General features: G+C 65.8%; 15 protein-coding genes. All 15 read right to left on the bottom strand.

The genetic code is table 11. The annotated features are described in order from the left end of the window. Positions 1 to 117 precede the first annotated feature (117 nt). The 15 genes from TabM4_RS04680 to TabM4_RS04610 all read right to left on the bottom strand — a co-directional run bounded on the left by TabM4_RS04680 (position 118) and on the right by TabM4_RS04610 (position 14,688). Positions 118 to 1,860: a hypothetical protein gene (locus TabM4_RS04680; RefSeq protein WP_434619140.1), complete on the bottom strand. Its 1,743-nt coding sequence runs from the start codon at positions 1,858 to 1,860 to the stop codon at positions 118 to 120. Further along, the gene (locus TabM4_RS04675; RefSeq protein ID WP_434619137.1) at positions 1,857 to 2,987 is read right to left on the bottom strand and encodes a protein-glutamate methylesterase/protein-glutamine glutaminase; all 1,131 of its coding nucleotides are present in this window, start codon (positions 2,985 to 2,987) and stop codon (positions 1,857 to 1,859) included. The genes TabM4_RS04680 and TabM4_RS04675 overlap by 4 nt, the downstream gene beginning before the upstream one ends. Positions 2,988 to 2,994: 7 nt before the next feature. After that, on the bottom strand, positions 2,995 to 3,834 hold the full coding sequence (locus TabM4_RS04670; protein WP_434621917.1) for a CheR family methyltransferase: 840 nt from the start codon (positions 3,832 to 3,834) through the stop codon (positions 2,995 to 2,997). Positions 3,835 to 3,843: 9 nt separating this feature from the next. After that, positions 3,844 to 4,320 (bottom strand): chemotaxis protein CheW, encoded by a 477-nt coding sequence (locus TabM4_RS04665; protein ID WP_434619134.1) that lies wholly within the window; start codon positions 4,318 to 4,320, stop codon positions 3,844 to 3,846. A 10-nt stretch (positions 4,321 to 4,330) separates the two neighbouring features. Beyond that, the gene (locus TabM4_RS04660) at positions 4,331 to 6,040 is read right to left on the bottom strand and encodes a methyl-accepting chemotaxis protein (RefSeq protein ID WP_434619131.1); all 1,710 of its coding nucleotides are present in this window, start codon (positions 6,038 to 6,040) and stop codon (positions 4,331 to 4,333) included. A 20-nt stretch (positions 6,041 to 6,060) separates the two neighbouring features. Continuing rightward, positions 6,061 to 6,540, bottom strand: a complete 480-nt coding sequence (locus TabM4_RS04655; protein ID WP_434619128.1) for a chemotaxis protein CheW — start codon at positions 6,538 to 6,540, stop codon at positions 6,061 to 6,063. Next, the gene (locus TabM4_RS04650; RefSeq protein ID WP_434619125.1) at positions 6,537 to 8,549 is read right to left on the bottom strand and encodes a chemotaxis protein CheA; all 2,013 of its coding nucleotides are present in this window, start codon (positions 8,547 to 8,549) and stop codon (positions 6,537 to 6,539) included. Before TabM4_RS04650 ends, TabM4_RS04655 begins: the two co-directional genes overlap by 4 nt. After that, positions 8,549 to 8,914, bottom strand: a complete 366-nt coding sequence (locus TabM4_RS04645; RefSeq protein WP_434619121.1) for a response regulator — start codon at positions 8,912 to 8,914, stop codon at positions 8,549 to 8,551. The genes TabM4_RS04650 and TabM4_RS04645 overlap by 1 nt, the downstream gene beginning before the upstream one ends. A gap of 48 nt (positions 8,915 to 8,962) precedes the next feature. Beyond that, a complete protein-coding gene (locus TabM4_RS04640; protein WP_434619118.1) occupies positions 8,963 to 9,238 on the bottom strand; it encodes an STAS domain-containing protein in 276 nt (91 codons plus the stop codon). A gap of 289 nt (positions 9,239 to 9,527) precedes the next feature. Beyond that, positions 9,528 to 10,223 carry a ribulose-phosphate 3-epimerase gene (locus TabM4_RS04635; RefSeq protein ID WP_434619115.1) on the bottom strand — a complete coding sequence of 232 codons (696 nt, stop codon included), beginning with the start codon at positions 10,221 to 10,223 and terminating at the stop codon, positions 9,528 to 9,530. 9 nt (positions 10,224 to 10,232) lie between these two features. Next, positions 10,233 to 11,033 (bottom strand): alpha/beta fold hydrolase, encoded by an 801-nt coding sequence (locus TabM4_RS04630; protein ID WP_434619112.1) that lies wholly within the window; start codon positions 11,031 to 11,033, stop codon positions 10,233 to 10,235. Continuing rightward, positions 11,030 to 11,851: a sugar phosphate isomerase/epimerase family protein gene (locus TabM4_RS04625; protein WP_434619109.1), complete on the bottom strand. Its 822-nt coding sequence runs from the start codon at positions 11,849 to 11,851 to the stop codon at positions 11,030 to 11,032. Before TabM4_RS04625 ends, TabM4_RS04630 begins: the two co-directional genes overlap by 4 nt. Beyond that, positions 11,851 to 12,927 carry a Gfo/Idh/MocA family protein gene (locus TabM4_RS04620; RefSeq protein WP_434619106.1) on the bottom strand — a complete coding sequence of 359 codons (1,077 nt, stop codon included), beginning with the start codon at positions 12,925 to 12,927 and terminating at the stop codon, positions 11,851 to 11,853. The genes TabM4_RS04625 and TabM4_RS04620 overlap by 1 nt, the downstream gene beginning before the upstream one ends. Before the next feature lie 26 nt (positions 12,928 to 12,953). Further along, the gene (locus TabM4_RS04615) at positions 12,954 to 13,700 is read right to left on the bottom strand and encodes an ATP-binding cassette domain-containing protein (RefSeq protein ID WP_434619103.1); all 747 of its coding nucleotides are present in this window, start codon (positions 13,698 to 13,700) and stop codon (positions 12,954 to 12,956) included. After that, positions 13,693 to 14,688: an ABC transporter permease subunit gene (locus TabM4_RS04610; protein ID WP_434619100.1), complete on the bottom strand. Its 996-nt coding sequence runs from the start codon at positions 14,686 to 14,688 to the stop codon at positions 13,693 to 13,695. Before TabM4_RS04610 ends, TabM4_RS04615 begins: the two co-directional genes overlap by 8 nt. Positions 14,689 to 14,829: the final 141 nt, after the last annotated feature.

Here is a 14,829-nt window from a genome sequence, read left to right as displayed (position 1 = left end):
TCCATCCGCGTGCCATCCGGCCACCACCGAGGTCGCGCCGTCAAGCCGCGCCGCAGGGAAACACCTCCCTCTGCAACTTCAGTGATACGTCAGAGAAGACGCCTTCCGTCGCGCGCGTCAGAAGAAAATGTCATCCAGATCGTCGCCCGCCGCCTCCGCCGGCACCGCCTCGACCGCCGCCGCGGGCACTTCGGCCACCGCCGCGCCCTGCCCCGCCGCGGCCGCGGCCGAAACGGTCGCGCCGGTCACCCGATCAAAGATCGCCCGCTCCGCCTGCATCGTGCAGCGTGACCGCAACCGCGCGACAAGATCCGCCTCCGGGCTGTCCTCGATCAGCGGCAGGTGCGCCGCACCCAAGAGCATCCGACGCAAGGCCAAGGTCCCGACAAGCGCGGTGACATCCCCCAAGGCCCGGCGGAAATCGCCCAAGCGCTGCGCCGCCTGCCCCAACCGCATCGGCAATTCCCGACCGGCTGCGTCAAAGCCCTGCGCCGCCTCTGCCACCACCGAGGAAATCCCGCCCATAGTCCGGTTCAACGCCTCGGCATCCGAGATGAAACCCGACAGCGCCGTCTCCAGCTTGTCCACGCCCTCCTGCCCGGCAAGGCGGGTGCAGGTCCGCGTCTCGGCCAGATTGCCCTGCAGGCGCTGAACGATCTCGTCGCTTTCATCCGTCAGCGTGCGCAACCACTGCGCCAGTTCCCGCAGCGACCGGCCCTCCTCGCCCAGCTTGGCGCAGATCAGCACGGCATTCAGCCCCGACAGGCGCACCTGCTGCGCGATCTGCCGGATCGTCGCCTCATGCTTCAGGATCAGGTCCAGCCGCCCGCGCACCGTCTCGGCCCGCCCGCGCATCGAAACAAGGTGATGGCGCACGCGGGCAAGGCTGTCGGTCAGGCTGTCCGCATCCCCCCCGGTGCCATCCGACCCATTGCTCCCGATCTGCGAGAAATAGAAATGCCGCGCCGCCTGCATCGCCTGTTCCGCCCGCTGCCGCACGGCATCAAGGGCAGCGATGGAAATCGCGATCTCGCTATCCGCCTCGTCCCGCGCCGCGATGGCCAGATCACGCGCCAGTTCCACCAGCAGCGCCTCCATCCCCTCGCCCGCGCCAAAGGCCGCGCCCTTCACCTCGCGCACGCGTTCCAGCCGCTGCCGCGTCGAATCCCCCGACTGCAGCGCGGTGATCAGCTTGGACACCTCGCCGAAGATCGACTTCATCCGCACGGCCAACTCGCCGCTCATGCGTGTCATCTCGGCCCGGCCGTTCTGCACCTGCTGGGCAATGGCGGCAAAGCCCTTCAACGCGGGCAGAACCTGCTGCATCAATTCCTGACGCAGGTCCTGCAGGGCCTTCTCCATCGTATCGGTGTCATGGCCGATCCCGACCATGGCCTCCTTCACCTCCTGCAGGATGCCCTCCGCCTCTGAGGCCATCGACGCCAGCCGTTCGATGAAGGAATTCACTTGCGGCCGTGGCGGCACCAACCCGTTGCCCTGAATGCGCGCATTGATCGACACGTTCGAAATGGTCCGTACCACGCGGTCAAGCTCGCCGACGTCCAGCCGCACATGCCGGACAGCGGCCCGCAATTCCTCGCTATGGCGCAGGAAGGCGTCGAACTCACCCTTGATCGCGCCAAGGTTGCCATAGGTCAGCGTGATCAGGCGGCCCAGTTCGGCCCCGGTCTCGTCGCCAAGGCTGTGGTCCAACTTGGCAAAGATGCCCTCCGTCCCGCGCAGGATATCCACCCCGCGCGACAGGCTGTCGCCTGCCGCGACGAAAGTCTCCTCGGTAATCCGCAGCACCCGCGCCAGCGGGTCAGGCCCCGGTTCGGTGACGGTTGCCATCACGTTCATACCTGCACCCCCGTCCGATGCCGCCGCGCAAAGCCCATGATCGCCGCCGCCATCTTGTTCAACGGCAGGCTCTGCACGGCCGTGCCCATGCGGACCGCCTCGCGCGGCATGCCGTAGACCACGCAGGTCGGTTCGTCCTGCGCGATGGTGTGGGACCCCGCCGCCTTCATCTCGCCCAGACAGCGCGCGCCATCATCGCCCATTCCCGTCAGGATCACGCCCAGCGCATTCGCGCCCGCAGCCCCCGCAGCCGACCGGAACAGCACATCGACCGAAGGCCGGTGCCGGCTGACATAGGGCCCCTCCGCCACCGTGACGCGATAGCCCGACGGCAGGCGGCGCAGCATCATGTGACGGTCACCCGGCGCAATCAGCACCTCGCCCTGCCCAACCGTCGCGCCGTCCACCGCCTCGCTGACCTTCACTTGGCACAATCCATCCAGACGCCGCGCGAAAGCGGCGGTGAACCCGGCGGGCATGTGCTGCACGATGCAGATCGCCGGCGCATCGGGTGGCAGTGCGACAAGTATCTCGCGCAGCGCCTCGGTCCCACCGGTCGAGGCCCCGATGCAGACGATGGGTTCGGTCATCGGCACCGGACGCGTAAGGTTTGGCGCCGGCAGCATCACATCCGCCGTCAACTTGTTGCCCGGCTGCCGTGGAGAGGCCGCCACCGGCACCCTCCGCCCCCCGCGCGACTGGCTGGCCGCACGCAGCGCATCGCAAATGCGCACCTGCGCCTCGGCACGGGCCTGCGCGTCACCGGCCTGCGGCTTCAGGATCACCTCCACCGCCCCGCCTTCCAGCGCGGCAAGGCTCTGCTCGGAACCCCGCGCGGTGAAGCCGGAACAGACCACCACCGGCAGGGGCCGCTGCGACATGATCTTCTTCAGGAAGGTCAGCCCGTCCATGCCCGGCAATTCCAGATCCAGCAGGATGACGTCCGGCAGTTCATCGCGCATCATCCGCGCCGCCTCAAAGGCGTCGGGGGCCTGCCCCACCACCTTCAAGGCGGGATCGCTTTCGACGATCGCGCGCAGCATGGCCCGCGCGCTCGCGGAATCGTCCACGATCAGAACCCGGACAAGGGAGGAAGAGGAATCGCGGGAAAGGTCGGAGACGGGCATTTCTACCTCAGCATTTCTGGAAAATCGTGGGTTTCACCTGCCGCAGGAGGGGGTGGCGCACGATCATGCTTTCCGCATGCCCCACCAGCAGATAACCGCCCTTCGCAATATGCCCGGCAAGGCGGTCCACCACCTGCTCCTTGTCCGTGGCATCGAAATAGATCAGCACATTGCGCAGGAAGATCACGTCGACGTCGCGATCCACCGCATAGCTCTTGTCCATCAGGTTCAGATGCCTGAACCGCGTCCTTGCCCGCAATTCCGGCACGATGCGCGCCTTGCCCGCCATGCTGGGATCGTCGGCCCGCAAGAAATAGCGCGTCACCAGATCACGCGGGACGGTCGTCAACTGCTCGTCGGCATAGATCGCCGCCGTCGCACGCTCCAGCATCCGGGCGCTGATGTCGGTTCCAAGGATCGCATAGTCGAACCCCGCCCCCTTGCGCCGCGCCTCTTCCAGAACCATCGCCGCCGTAAAGGCCTCCGCCCCTTCGGACGAGGCCGCCGACCACAGCTTGAACCGTTTGCGCCCCTCGGCCCGTGCCTTGGCAAGGCGGTCGGGCAGGATATGGCCGGTCAGGAAATCGAAATGCTCGGACTCGCGGAAGAAACTGGTCGTGTTGGTGGTGATCAGGTCGATCACGCGCGGCAACTCATCCTGCGGCAACTCCCCCGCCAGCAGCTTTTCCAGATAGGCTTCGGTATCCGGCAGGCCGTATTCCACCACCCGCCGCCGCAGCCGCTGGTCGATCATCTGCACCTTGCTGGGCGGCAGGCTGATCCCGGTAAGGGAACGGATGAGCTGCCGGAACCTGTCCCCCGTCGTGGGGGTGCTGGCCATCTGCATCGCGGTCACTCAGGCGGCCTCCGACAGGTCCATCGCCACCAGATCGACCGTCGAGAACAGCCGATCAAGGTCGATCACGCTGACCACATCGCCATTCCGGCGCCCGATCCCGGCGATGGAACTGCCCGACCAGCGCAGCAGGTCCGCCTCTTCCATCGGACGGATCTCGCCATCATCCAGCGCGGTCACCTCGATCACGCGGTCGGTCTTGATCCCGATCGTCGCCCGCCCCTCGCCATGCATCAGGGTCACCACGAGGATGCGGCTTTGCGCCGTATCCTCGCCCGCCGCGCGGCCCAGAAGACTGCGCAGGTCGACCACGGGGATATTGGCCCCCCGCAGGTCGATGATCCCCAGAAGGTAACGCGGGGCGTTGGGCAGCGGGGCCACCGGGCGCAGGTCAAGGATCTCCTGCACCCGGGTGACGGGAACCGCATACAGCGCCTGATCCGCTGTGAAAGTCACGACATCCGCGCTCTCGTTCATCTTTCCCTCCTCAGGCCGCATCGCGGCGCACGAAATGTGCGTCCAGTTCGTCATTCCCGGTGCCAAGGTCGAAATCGAACCCGCCGGAGTTCTGCTGCGAACCAGCCGCAGCCTTCTTCCCGCCCGCCTTCGGAGCCGCCGCCTTCGACTTCGGCGTAGCCGCTGCCGCTGCAGAGGGCGACGAGACCGAGGCCGAGGCCGATGACACCTCCACCGTCTCATCCGTCCGGAAGAACGAGATCGCCTCGGCCAGCATATCCGCCTGGCTTGCCAGTTCCGTCGCACTGGACGAAAGCTGCTCGGCCGCCGCGGTATTGCCCTGCGTCACCTTGTCAAGCTGCTGGATCGACAGCGTGATCTGGCTGGACCCGGTCGCCAGTTCGCGCGAGGCCACCGAAATTTCGGTCACGAGGGCCGAGGTCTTCTCGATATCCGGCACGAGGCCCACCAGCATCTCGCCCGCGCTTGCCGCCGTGCGCACCGTGCTGGCCGACAGGGACGAGATTTCCGCCGCCGCCGTCTGGCTGCGTTCGGCCAGCTTGCGCACCTCTGCCGCGACCACGGCAAACCCGCGCCCATGTTCGCCCGCCCGCGCCGCCTCCACAGCCGCGTTCAGTGCCAGAAGATCGGTCTGCCGCGCGATTTCCTGCACGATCATGATCCGGTCCGCGATGGTCTGCATCGCCTGCACCGCCTCAGCCACGGCCTTGCCGCTGGTGCGAGCATCGTCGGCCGACTTGCTGGCCATCTTCTCGGTCACCGTCGCATTGTCGGCGCTCTGCTTGATGTTGGCGGCCATCTGTTCGATCGCAGCCGATGCCTCTTCGGTGGACGACGCCTGTTCCGTCGCGCCCTGGCTCAGCTCTTCCGAGGTCGATGCCATCTGCGTGGAACCTGCGGCGACGTTGCGCACCGCGTTGGAAACGTTCGACACCACCTCGCGCAGGCGAACCACCATCTCGTTCTGCGCCTTCAGCAGATCGGTGATCTCGTCATTGCCACGCAGATCCGGCGTCTTGCGCAGGTCGCCATCGGCGATGGACGAGGCCAGCGCGATGGACTGCTTCAATCCGCGCGACAGACCCACCATGATCCAAAGCGCAAGGCCAAGTGCCGCAAGAGCGGATGCCGCGAACAGCGCGATCATCACCGTCTTGGCAGAGCCAAATTCCTGCGTCGTTTCCAGACGGTTCTCTTCAACGATCGTGCGAATGATCGTCCGCAATTCGCCAAGAACCGTTGCGATCCGTGCTGATCGGTCGGTCAAGTCCCGGTGATACAGCGTATTCGCCTCATCCCCGTTTCCGGCCATCTCCAACTCGATGATCCGCTTGTTCAGGGCGTAGGCCTCCTTGTGAATGGCCTCGAGCTCGTCGATCTTGGCGAAGATATCCTCACGCGTCGTGATACTGCGCAAGTCTGCGATCAGTTCATCCACGCGCGCGGCCCCTTCATCGACCTCGCGGATCAGGTTCGGGATATGGTCCGCCGGGGCATTCGGCAGCCCGATCAGGACGCGTCCCACATTGGTACGCACCATGAGTTTCTGGGTGACAAGGTCCTCGACTTCCAGCAGCCGCGGGATGTCGCGATCCACGGTCTGGTTGTAGCGCTCATTCGCGTCGCCCAGATAGGTGACGGCCAGACCGGTCGACACGCCCCAGAGGACAAAGACAAGGCCGAAGGTGGCCGCGAGTTTGGTTTTGATGGTCAGTCTCATTCTGCGCTCCTCCAGAGCAGTCAGGCCAGCGGCCTGTTCACAAGTGCCGACAGGATGTGATCAAGATCGGGCATCAGGACGAACCCATCCGCCCCACGATAAAGCCCGGTCAGGAATTCGGGCGGCCAGGCGCTGGCCGCGGCGGGGACGGGTTCGACGATCGATGTCTCGATGGTGGAAACCTCATGCACCGCATCGGCCTCCACCGCGACGACGGCCGCCTCGCCCGCGATGGTCACATCCAGAACGAGGAAGCGCCGACGGTCATCCGCCTCCACCTCCGGTATCCGCAGGACCTGCTTCAGGTTGGCAAGGGGCACCACCGTGCCGCGCACGTTCACCACGCCCGGCACCAGAGGCCCCGCCCCCGGCACCCGCGTCACGGGCAGCGGATCAAGGATCTCGCGCAGACGCACCGCCGGAATGGCAAGGACCTGCGGGCCCAGAGACAGCGTCACGACCGTCAACTGACGGTCCTCCTTCAGGTGGTGGATCGTCATGCCAGTACCTCCTGCCGCGCAGCCGGGGCATCGCCCTGCGACCGCGACATCCCCATCAAATGTCCCACATCAAGGATCAGCGCGATGGACCCGTTGCCAAGGATCGTCGCCCCCGACAGGGCGCGCACGCCCGCGTGCAGCTTGGACATCTGCTTGATCACGGTCTGGTTGGTGCCGATGATGCGGTCCACCACGATGCCCACACGCGCATCGCCCGCCCGGACGATCACGACATTCTGTCCGTTCCCCGCCTCGCCCGCACAGTCGAACAGCTTTCGCAACCGCAGGAAAGGCACGAACCCGCCCCGCACATCAAGAAAATCACCGCTCTTGCTCGGCTTGGCCTTCTCGGGCGGAAGCTCGACGATCTCCTGCACATTCGGCATGGGCAGGATGTACTGCTCGCCCGCCACCTCGATCAGCAGCCCTTCGATGATGGCCAGCGTCAGCGGCAGGCGCAGCGTGACAGTCGTGCCCTTGCCCAGCGCGGATTCGATCTCGATCGTCCCGCGCAGCGCCTCAATGGTGCGGCGAACCACGTCCATGCCGACCCCGCGCCCCGACAGGTCGGTCACCGCCTCGGCGGTGGAAAAGCCGGGTTCGAAGATCAGCGCGAAGATCTGCCCTTCGGTCAGTTGCGCCTCGGGCGTGATCAGGCCCTTGGCGATGGCCTTTTCGCGCAGCTTCGCCGGATCCATCCCGCGCCCGTCGTCACGCACCTTGATGAGGACCTCGGCGCCCGCATGTTCGGCCACCAGTTCCACCAGCCCCTCGCGGGACTTGCCTGCCGCCGCGCGGACATCCGGCATCTCCATCCCGTGATCCAGCGCATTGCGCAGCACATGCACAAGCGGATCGGCCAGCTTCTCGATCACCGTCTTGTCAAGTTCGGTATCCTCGCCCGTCACGCGGAATTCGACGGGCTTGCCCAGCTTGTCCGACAGATCCAGCACAAGACGGCGGAACCGCCCGACCAGAGACCGCATCGGCACCATGCGCATCGACATCGTCGCATCGCGCAGCCCGCCCGGCAGACGGGTGATCTGCTCGGCCGTCGCCATCAGCGACGGGTCACGCAGATCGCGTGCAAGCTGGGTCAGGCGCGCCTCGGCGATGACCAGTTCGCCCACGGCATCCATCAACCCGTCCAGACGCTCCGCCGGAACGCGTATCGTAGCGCCGGGAGCGTCCGCCTTCACCTCGGCCTTTGCGGCAGGCGCCGCAACCGGGGCGGCGGCAACGGGAGCTGCCACCGCTTCGGGCTTGGCGGAATCGGCCTCGGCCACCACCTCGGGCGCCGCCTCTTCCACAACCATCTCCTCCGCTTCCAGCGACCATTGCGCATCGACGAAGAGGAAGACCTCCTCCAACTGCGCCTCGGTCACCCCGGCGGGCAGGTCCATCCACCACGAAATGGCGCAGGCCTCTACATCCAGACGGTCCAGTTCCGGCACGTCGGACAGATCGGCGACGATGTTCGAAGCCCCCAACGCCCGCAATTCGTCCAGCACCAGTTCAGGTCGCGCCCCCAAGGCCAGCGCCTCGCCCGTCAACTGGAACCGCAGCCGCGCCGCCCCCGTCAGACCCGCCGCAGGCGCATCCACAACCTCCACCGCATCCTCGGCACCGGTTTCGGCAGGCTTCGCCCCAAGCAGTCCGTAAAGTCCCGACAGGATGTCCTTCCGGCGACCTTCCGGATCGGGCTCGCCCTCCACCAGCCCGGGGATTTCATCCTTTGCCGCCAGCGCCAGACGCAGCAGCTCCGGCCCCACGGGCAAGACGCCCGCACGGACCTTGTCGAACACCGTCTCGAATTCGTGGATGAAGGCCGACAGTTCGGTAAAGCCGAACATCGCGCCGCTGCCCTTCACCGTGTGAAGATCGCGGAAGACCTGATTGATCAGGCCCATGTCATCGGGCCGTGACTTCAGGTCAAGCAACCCCCGCTCCAGACTTTCCAGAAGATCGCGAACCTCTTCGCGAAAGATTGCGCCCATGTCATCGGTCATCAGCCAGCCACCTTCTTGATCACGGCCAAAAGCTTGTCTTGCGTGAAGGGTTTCACCATCCAGCCCAGCGCCCCGGCCTCGCGCGCCTGCGCCTTCAGGTCCTCGGCCGAGTCGGTCGACAGAACGACGATCGGCACACCCTTGCCCTGCGGGTGCTGCCGCAGCGCCCGGATGAAGCCGAGCCCGTCCAGATTGGGCATGTTCTGATCGGTGATGATCGCGTCCACGGGGTTAGACAGGGCCTTGTCCAGCCCGTCCTTGCCATCCACGGCCTCGATCACCGAATAGCCCGCCTCCTGCAGCGTCATCGCGATCATGCGCCTGATCGACGGGGAGTCATCGACGGTCAAAACGGTCTTTGGCATGTCATTCTCTACTCATCTTGATTGGCCGTTATGGCACCGGAAAAAGGGTCAGCCCGCGACGGGATGCAGCGCCTCGCTCAACGCAAGCCGGGCCGCAAATGCAGCCAGCGGTGCATCTTCGCCCAGATCAAATGTCAGGCTGCGTTTATGGGCCTCGGCCGTGCGGCGCGCGGAAATCAGCACCTGCAAGATCGCCGCATCCGCCGAAGTCACTGCATCGGCGGAGATCTTCACATCCCCCGCCTCAAGTGCCGCGAGAAGCGTGGAACGAAGGCCTTCCGCATCACCCGCGCGCAGGTCCCCCAGCAACTCGTGTTCCGTCATGACTATCACGCCTCCCAATCCATGCCCGACCTGGCCCGCCCCGGCGCAGCGCCTCTGCTGACGGGGGCATGCGGTGTGGAACGGCAGGCATGAGGGGACTGTTAGACAAACATCCGAAAGTCAGATTGGGGCCAGATCATTGCCATGGACGCGCCTTGTTTCAGGCCCGTTCCGACCGTCTGGCAACAGGAACGGCCGGTGCCGCGGTCCTGTAAGCCGTGCAAGGCCCGCAATGACAACGGCCCCGCCACGGTCATCTAGCGGGGCCTTCGTCTTACGGATCGTGGGTTCAGCCCAGATCGCGCAGCCAGCGCATCCGCGCCCCCAGATCAGGCGCGCCAAAGGCAAGTGACCCAAGGACCACCGTCTCCGCCCCGGCAGCGCGCAAGACGGGCACCGTCGTATCGCGGATGCCGCCATCCGCAGCGAGCACGATCCTCCGCCCGGTGGCCGCGATCAGGGCCCCGGCCTCGCGAATCCGGTCCGGTGCCGCCGCGTTCAATCCCTGCCCTTTCACACCAATCGCGGTGCCCAGCAGCGTCAGCATGTCAAGCCTCGGCAGCCACTCTGCCACGCCGGCAACGGGTGTTTCCACCCGCAGCACCATCCCCGCCTTCACCCCATGCCCGGCGATCCGGTCCAGCGCCTCACCGGCCAGGGCCACATTCTCCAGATGAATGGAGATGAGGTCGGCCCCGGCCTCGGCGAACTGGTCGATCTGCGACAGCAGCACCGCGTCATTCACCATCAGATGCACATGGATCGGCAGGTCGGATGTCTTGCGCAGGCCCGCCACAAGATCAGGAAAGAACAGAAAAGCAGGCGCAAAGACGCCATCCGCCACGTCGACATGCAGGATATCGGCATGGGGCCGGATACGCGCCATGTCATCAGCCAGCCGCAACAGGTCTGCGGACCAGACCGAAAATTCCGCGATCAGCCGATCCTTCGGCAACCTCTCCATCCATCCCGCATCGGGTCGCATGTTCCTACCTCACTCCATCAGAAAATCCGAAATCGCCCTGTGCAGCACCGCCAAATGCGCCGCCTTGTCCCGCCCCTTGGGCGGCAGGTCCACATAGCCCGCACCGGGAATGCCCGCGGCAAGACCCTTTGCCAGTTCCACCGGATGGATCGCATCCTCTGCTGTGCCGCACACCAGAACCGGCAGCCGCAAGGCGGCAAGATCGGCCGCGCCCACCCCCAGCCCCTCCCGGGACATCGCGCTCAGCAGGACCGCCGTCCGCGACACCGGCGCACGCGCGAAGAACCCTGTTAGCGAGGCCAGATTGTCCGGCGCTTCCACCGCCAGTTGCCGCGCCGTCTCGGAAGACAGGAATTCTTCCCGCGCCTCGACGACGGGAAAGCGGTAAAGCAGCATCCCCACCTCGGCATTCGGCCGCAGGTTCTCCGGGGCCCCGAACCCGGCGGGCCATGCAGGGCGCACAAGGATCAGACGCGACACAAGCGACGGGTGCTGCACCGCAAGTCGCAAGGCAAGCGCCGCCCCCATGGATATCCCGCCCACCGGAACCGGCCCGCCAAGGCGCTCCACAACGGCGGCGACATCCTCGGTAAAGGCTGCCAGCGACGGCGCGGGATCGAAATCCGACGCGCCATGCCCCCGGCATTCCAGCGTCACGCGACGCAGGCGGGGATCGTCGGGAAAGGCCTCTGCCGTCTGCCGCGCATCGCCGCAAAGCCCGTGCTGAAAGATCACGGGCCGCCCCGCCCCGCCCGCATCATGGAGGGCCAGCCGGAACCCGTCCCTCTCGATCCAGCCGGTCGGCGTCACGCCCCAAGCCCCCGCAGAAAGGCGGCGACGCCCGCCGCCTCCTCGGCAGCCAGTCCATGCGTCACCAGATCCCCGTCAAATCCGGCCTCCCGCAACTTCGCCAAGAAATGCGCAAAGTCGATCACACCCTTGCCCGCGGTGGCAAAGCTTCCATTCGCGTTACGGTCCTTGGCATGGGCCATGGCGATCCGATCGCCCAGCAGATCAACCGCCTCTTCAACCAACCGCCGCCGCTCTGCCGCCCCTGCCACCTCGAACAGGTTCGCCGGGTCCAGCACGATGGCAATCGCCGGGCTGGCAAGCGCATCGATCAACCGCCGCGCCGCCCGGGCACCGTCCACCACATTGGCCAGTTCTGGCTCTACCCCCAGCCGGACCCCCCGCGCCTCGGCCAGTGCGCAGGCCTTGCCCATCTCCTCAAGCAAATCGCGCCATGCCGCAGGCGTCGAGTTGTCGGGATGGTGACGCCACTGATCCGCGGAGTCCCGCGTTCCGGTGCAAAGCGTCACCATGCCCGTCCCCATCGCCGCAGCCCGGTCGATCAGTAGGCCCAACCGCCGCAACCCCGCCGCACGCAGCGCGGGATCGGGATGGATCATGTTGTAGGTCCCCGATACCGCAGCAACCGCGACCCCCGCCGCGCGCGCCGCCGCAGCCACGGCAGCGGCCTCCACATCGCTCAGGGAGTCCGGCATCGCCGCCAGCCCGGAGCAGGCCATGTTATATTGCACAGCATCAAAACCGGCAGCCCGCGCGGCAGCCATCACCGTTCCCGGATCGCTTCCAGCAAAGGTCTTGGCAAAGATGCCCAACCGCATCAGACCGGTCCCGCCACCTGATCCAGCCGAACAGGCCGCCCTAAGCGGACGGACTCGGAAATCGCCACCATCGCCCGCACGCTTGCGATGCCATCCTCAAGATCGGCCCCCTCCATTGACGCGCCCTTCAGGATGACGTCGGCAAATCCCTCCAACTGCCGCCGGTAGAAATGCCCATCCGCCCCCAGCACCCGATGCGTGGCCCCGTCCGCCTCGCGGAAGATGTCCACTTCGGACGACTTGTAGTACCACGGGTTATAGGTCTTCCCGATCACCGACCCGTTCTCGCCGTAGATCTGGAACCCTTCGTGCCAGTCCATCCGCACCGCCACCGTCAGGTCCAGATGCCCCAGCACGCCATTGGCGAATTCCACATCCACGAACCAGCAGCGTATCCCCGCCCGGTTGGACAGCCGCGCATCCACCGCCACCATCGGCCCCGCGAAATGCCGCGCCACGTCGACCAGATGGCTGCCATGCGCCAGCATGTAGTAACGGTCCAGATCGGCCTTCGGGTTCTCCGCAGGCTTCCGCGCATGCTTCGACGTCACCATCAGCGGCTGCACCGCATCCGTCATCGGATAGCGATGCGTGCTGTCGCAATACCACGCCTTCAGCGCGACCATCGCCCCCATCTCATCCGTGATGAACCGCTTGGCCGCCTGCAACCCGGCATCGAACCGCTTCATGTGCCCGACCTGCAGCACGACACCATTCGCCGCCGCCACCCCGCGCAGGCTCTCCGCCTCTTCGACAGATACGGCCAAGGGCTTCTCGCACAGCACGTGCTTCCCCGCCTCCATCGCCCGCCGCGCGGCGGGAACGTGGAACGCATCCGATGTGGCGATGATGACCGCCTCCAACTCCGGATCGGCAAGCATCGCGTCGTAATCCGCGAACTGCTTTTCCGGCGCATGGGTCGCCGCCATCCGTTCGCGCAGATCATCCGCCACATCGCAGATCGCCCACAGCATCGCGTTCCGCGCCTTCGTGCAGCTTTCGAAATGCGCCGCCTGCGCAATCGGCCCGCAACCCAGCACACCCACCCGCAGCAGGCGGTCTTCCTTCACCGGCATGTCACTCTCCTTCCGCCGCGCGGGCCTCAGCCCCCGATCATCAGCTTGACCACCTCGTCATGGGTGGTCTCTGCGATCCGCCGCTCCCCCGCCATCACACCCCGCCGTAGCACAACGATCCGGTCCGAAACCGCAAAGATGTCCTGCAAGTTATGCGAGATGAAAATCACCCCCCGCCCCTGCGCCTTCAACTGGTGGATCAGGCTGATGACCTTGCGCTGTTCCGGCACGCCCAGCGCTGCGGTCGGCTCATCCATGATCAGGATCCGCGCATTCCAATAGACAGCCCGCCCGATCGCAACCGCCTGCCGCTGCCCGCCCGAGAAGTTGGACACCGGCGCATCCAGCCGGTTCACATGGAAATCGAGCAGCGCCATCGTCTCGCGCGCCGCTTCAGCCATCTTCTTGCGATCCAGCACCGGCAGGAACCCCCACCGCTTCGTCATCGGCTCGCGGCCCAGAAAGATATTCGCCCCGATGGTCAGGTTGTCCGCCAGCGCGAGGTCCTGATAGATCGTCTCCATCCCCCTTTCCCGCGCCTCCTGCGGAGAGGAGAAATCCACCTCCTGCCCCTCCAGCAGCACCTTGCCGGATGTGGGTTTGTAGACGCCCGAGATCGCCTTGATCAGCGTGGTCTTCCCCGCGCCGTTGTCACCAGCCAGCGCGACCACCTCGCCCGCCGCCACATGCATGGTCAGATCGCGCAGGGCGTGAACCGCACCAAAACTCTTGGAAAGGTTCCGCACTTCCAGAAGGGGGGATGCGTTACTCACTCTGCCGCCCTCCGCTGATGCGACGCTGCGCTTGATCGATCAGGACCGAGATGATGATGACCACACCCACCGAGATGAACTGCCAGAACGGCTCCACGTTGATAAAGACAAGGCCATATTGGATCACCGCAATCACGAAGGCCCCCGCCACCGTCCCAAGGATCGTCCCCGATCCGCCGAACAGGCTCGCCCCGCCGATCACGACCGCGGCCACGGAATCGAGCAGCAGCGGCTCCCCCGCCTGCGCCGCGCCTGCACTGAACCGCGCGGCATAAAGAACACCGGCCAGCCCCGCGCACATCCCCGACAGGATGTATAGCTTCAGAATATGGGCCTTGATGTCGATCCCCGCCCGCCGCGCGGCCTGCTCATTCGCCCCGATGGCATAGTTGTGCTGGCCAAACCGCGTCTGGCTCAGCAGGTAATGCATCACCAGAACGAAGACCGCCGTAATGATCACGATCCACGGCACGCCGAAGATGCGACCGTTGCCGAGCGTCGCGAAGAAGGAATTCTGCACTGGCACCGTCGTGCCACCGGCCAGCAGGAACGCGACACCCCGCGCCACGCCGAACATGCCCAGCGTCCCGATGAAAGGCGGCACCTTCAACCGCGACACGAGGATGCCGTTGATGAAACCGGGTATCATCGCCACCGCGATGGCGACCAGCGCCCCAAACAGCACCGCCATGGGCATCCCCATCCCCGGCGTCGCCCAGTTGATCACATGCGCGGCCACGACGGCGGCCAGCCCCATGATGAAGCCCATCGACAGGTCGATCCCGCCCGAGATGATGACGAAGGTTTGCCCCGTCGCCAGCAGCAGCGGCGCCACCGCAAAGATGGCGATGGAGGTGATGTTGAACGGGTTGAAGATGAAGGTCCCGCCAAAGGACATCCGGCTCCACACCTCGAACCCGATGATCAACGCGGCAAGGAACAGCCACGCCCGCAGGTCCGCGATCCGCTGGATTGTGGTCTTAGCCATATCGGCATGGTCGGCAGGCGGCGAAACATGCCCCCCGGGAGACGCGCCCGTCTCAGTCTTGGCGTCGATTGTCATGCATCAGCCCTGTCTTCGGCCCCGAAGGCCCCTTCGAAGCGCGCCCCGGGGACAAGGCCCCCGGGG

It is taken from the genome of Tabrizicola sp. M-4 (assembly GCF_051132405.1).
Classification (GTDB): domain Bacteria; phylum Pseudomonadota; class Alphaproteobacteria; order Rhodobacterales; family Rhodobacteraceae; genus Paragemmobacter.
The sequence above is the reverse complement of the archived record's forward strand: the minus strand, read 5'-3'. Positions and strand labels throughout refer to the sequence as shown.

What these genes read in the sequence shown, in the direction of transcription:
- TabM4_RS04670 (WP_434621917.1), bottom strand. Translation starts at nt 3,834, where the DNA reads ATGCAGATGGCCAGCACCCCCACGACGGGGGACAGGTTCCGGCAGCTC.
- TabM4_RS04625 (WP_434619109.1), bottom strand. Translation starts at nt 11,851, where the DNA reads ATGCGGTTGGGCATCTTTGCCAAGACCTTTGCTGGAAGCGATCCGGGA.
- TabM4_RS04655 (WP_434619128.1), bottom strand. Translation starts at nt 6,540, where the DNA reads ATGACGATCCACCACCTGAAGGAGGACCGTCAGTTGACGGTCGTGACG.
- TabM4_RS04680 (WP_434619140.1), bottom strand. Translation starts at nt 1,860, where the DNA reads ATGAACGTGATGGCAACCGTCACCGAACCGGGGCCTGACCCGCTGGCG.
- TabM4_RS04640 (WP_434619118.1), bottom strand. Translation starts at nt 9,238, where the DNA reads ATGACGGAACACGAGTTGCTGGGGGACCTGCGCGCGGGTGATGCGGAA.
- TabM4_RS04650 (WP_434619125.1), bottom strand. Translation starts at nt 8,549, where the DNA reads ATGACCGATGACATGGGCGCAATCTTTCGCGAAGAGGTTCGCGATCTT.
- TabM4_RS04665 (WP_434619134.1), bottom strand. Translation starts at nt 4,320, where the DNA reads ATGAACGAGAGCGCGGATGTCGTGACTTTCACAGCGGATCAGGCGCTG.
- TabM4_RS04635 (WP_434619115.1), bottom strand. Translation starts at nt 10,223, where the DNA reads ATGCGACCCGATGCGGGATGGATGGAGAGGTTGCCGAAGGATCGGCTG.
- TabM4_RS04610 (WP_434619100.1), bottom strand. Translation starts at nt 14,688, where the DNA reads ATGGCTAAGACCACAATCCAGCGGATCGCGGACCTGCGGGCGTGGCTG.
- TabM4_RS04645 (WP_434619121.1), bottom strand. Translation starts at nt 8,914, where the DNA reads ATGCCAAAGACCGTTTTGACCGTCGATGACTCCCCGTCGATCAGGCGC.
- TabM4_RS04675 (WP_434619137.1), bottom strand. Translation starts at nt 2,987, where the DNA reads ATGCCCGTCTCCGACCTTTCCCGCGATTCCTCTTCCTCCCTTGTCCGG.
- TabM4_RS04620 (WP_434619106.1), bottom strand. Translation starts at nt 12,927, where the DNA reads ATGCCGGTGAAGGAAGACCGCCTGCTGCGGGTGGGTGTGCTGGGTTGC.
- TabM4_RS04660 (WP_434619131.1), bottom strand. Translation starts at nt 6,040, where the DNA reads ATGAGACTGACCATCAAAACCAAACTCGCGGCCACCTTCGGCCTTGTC.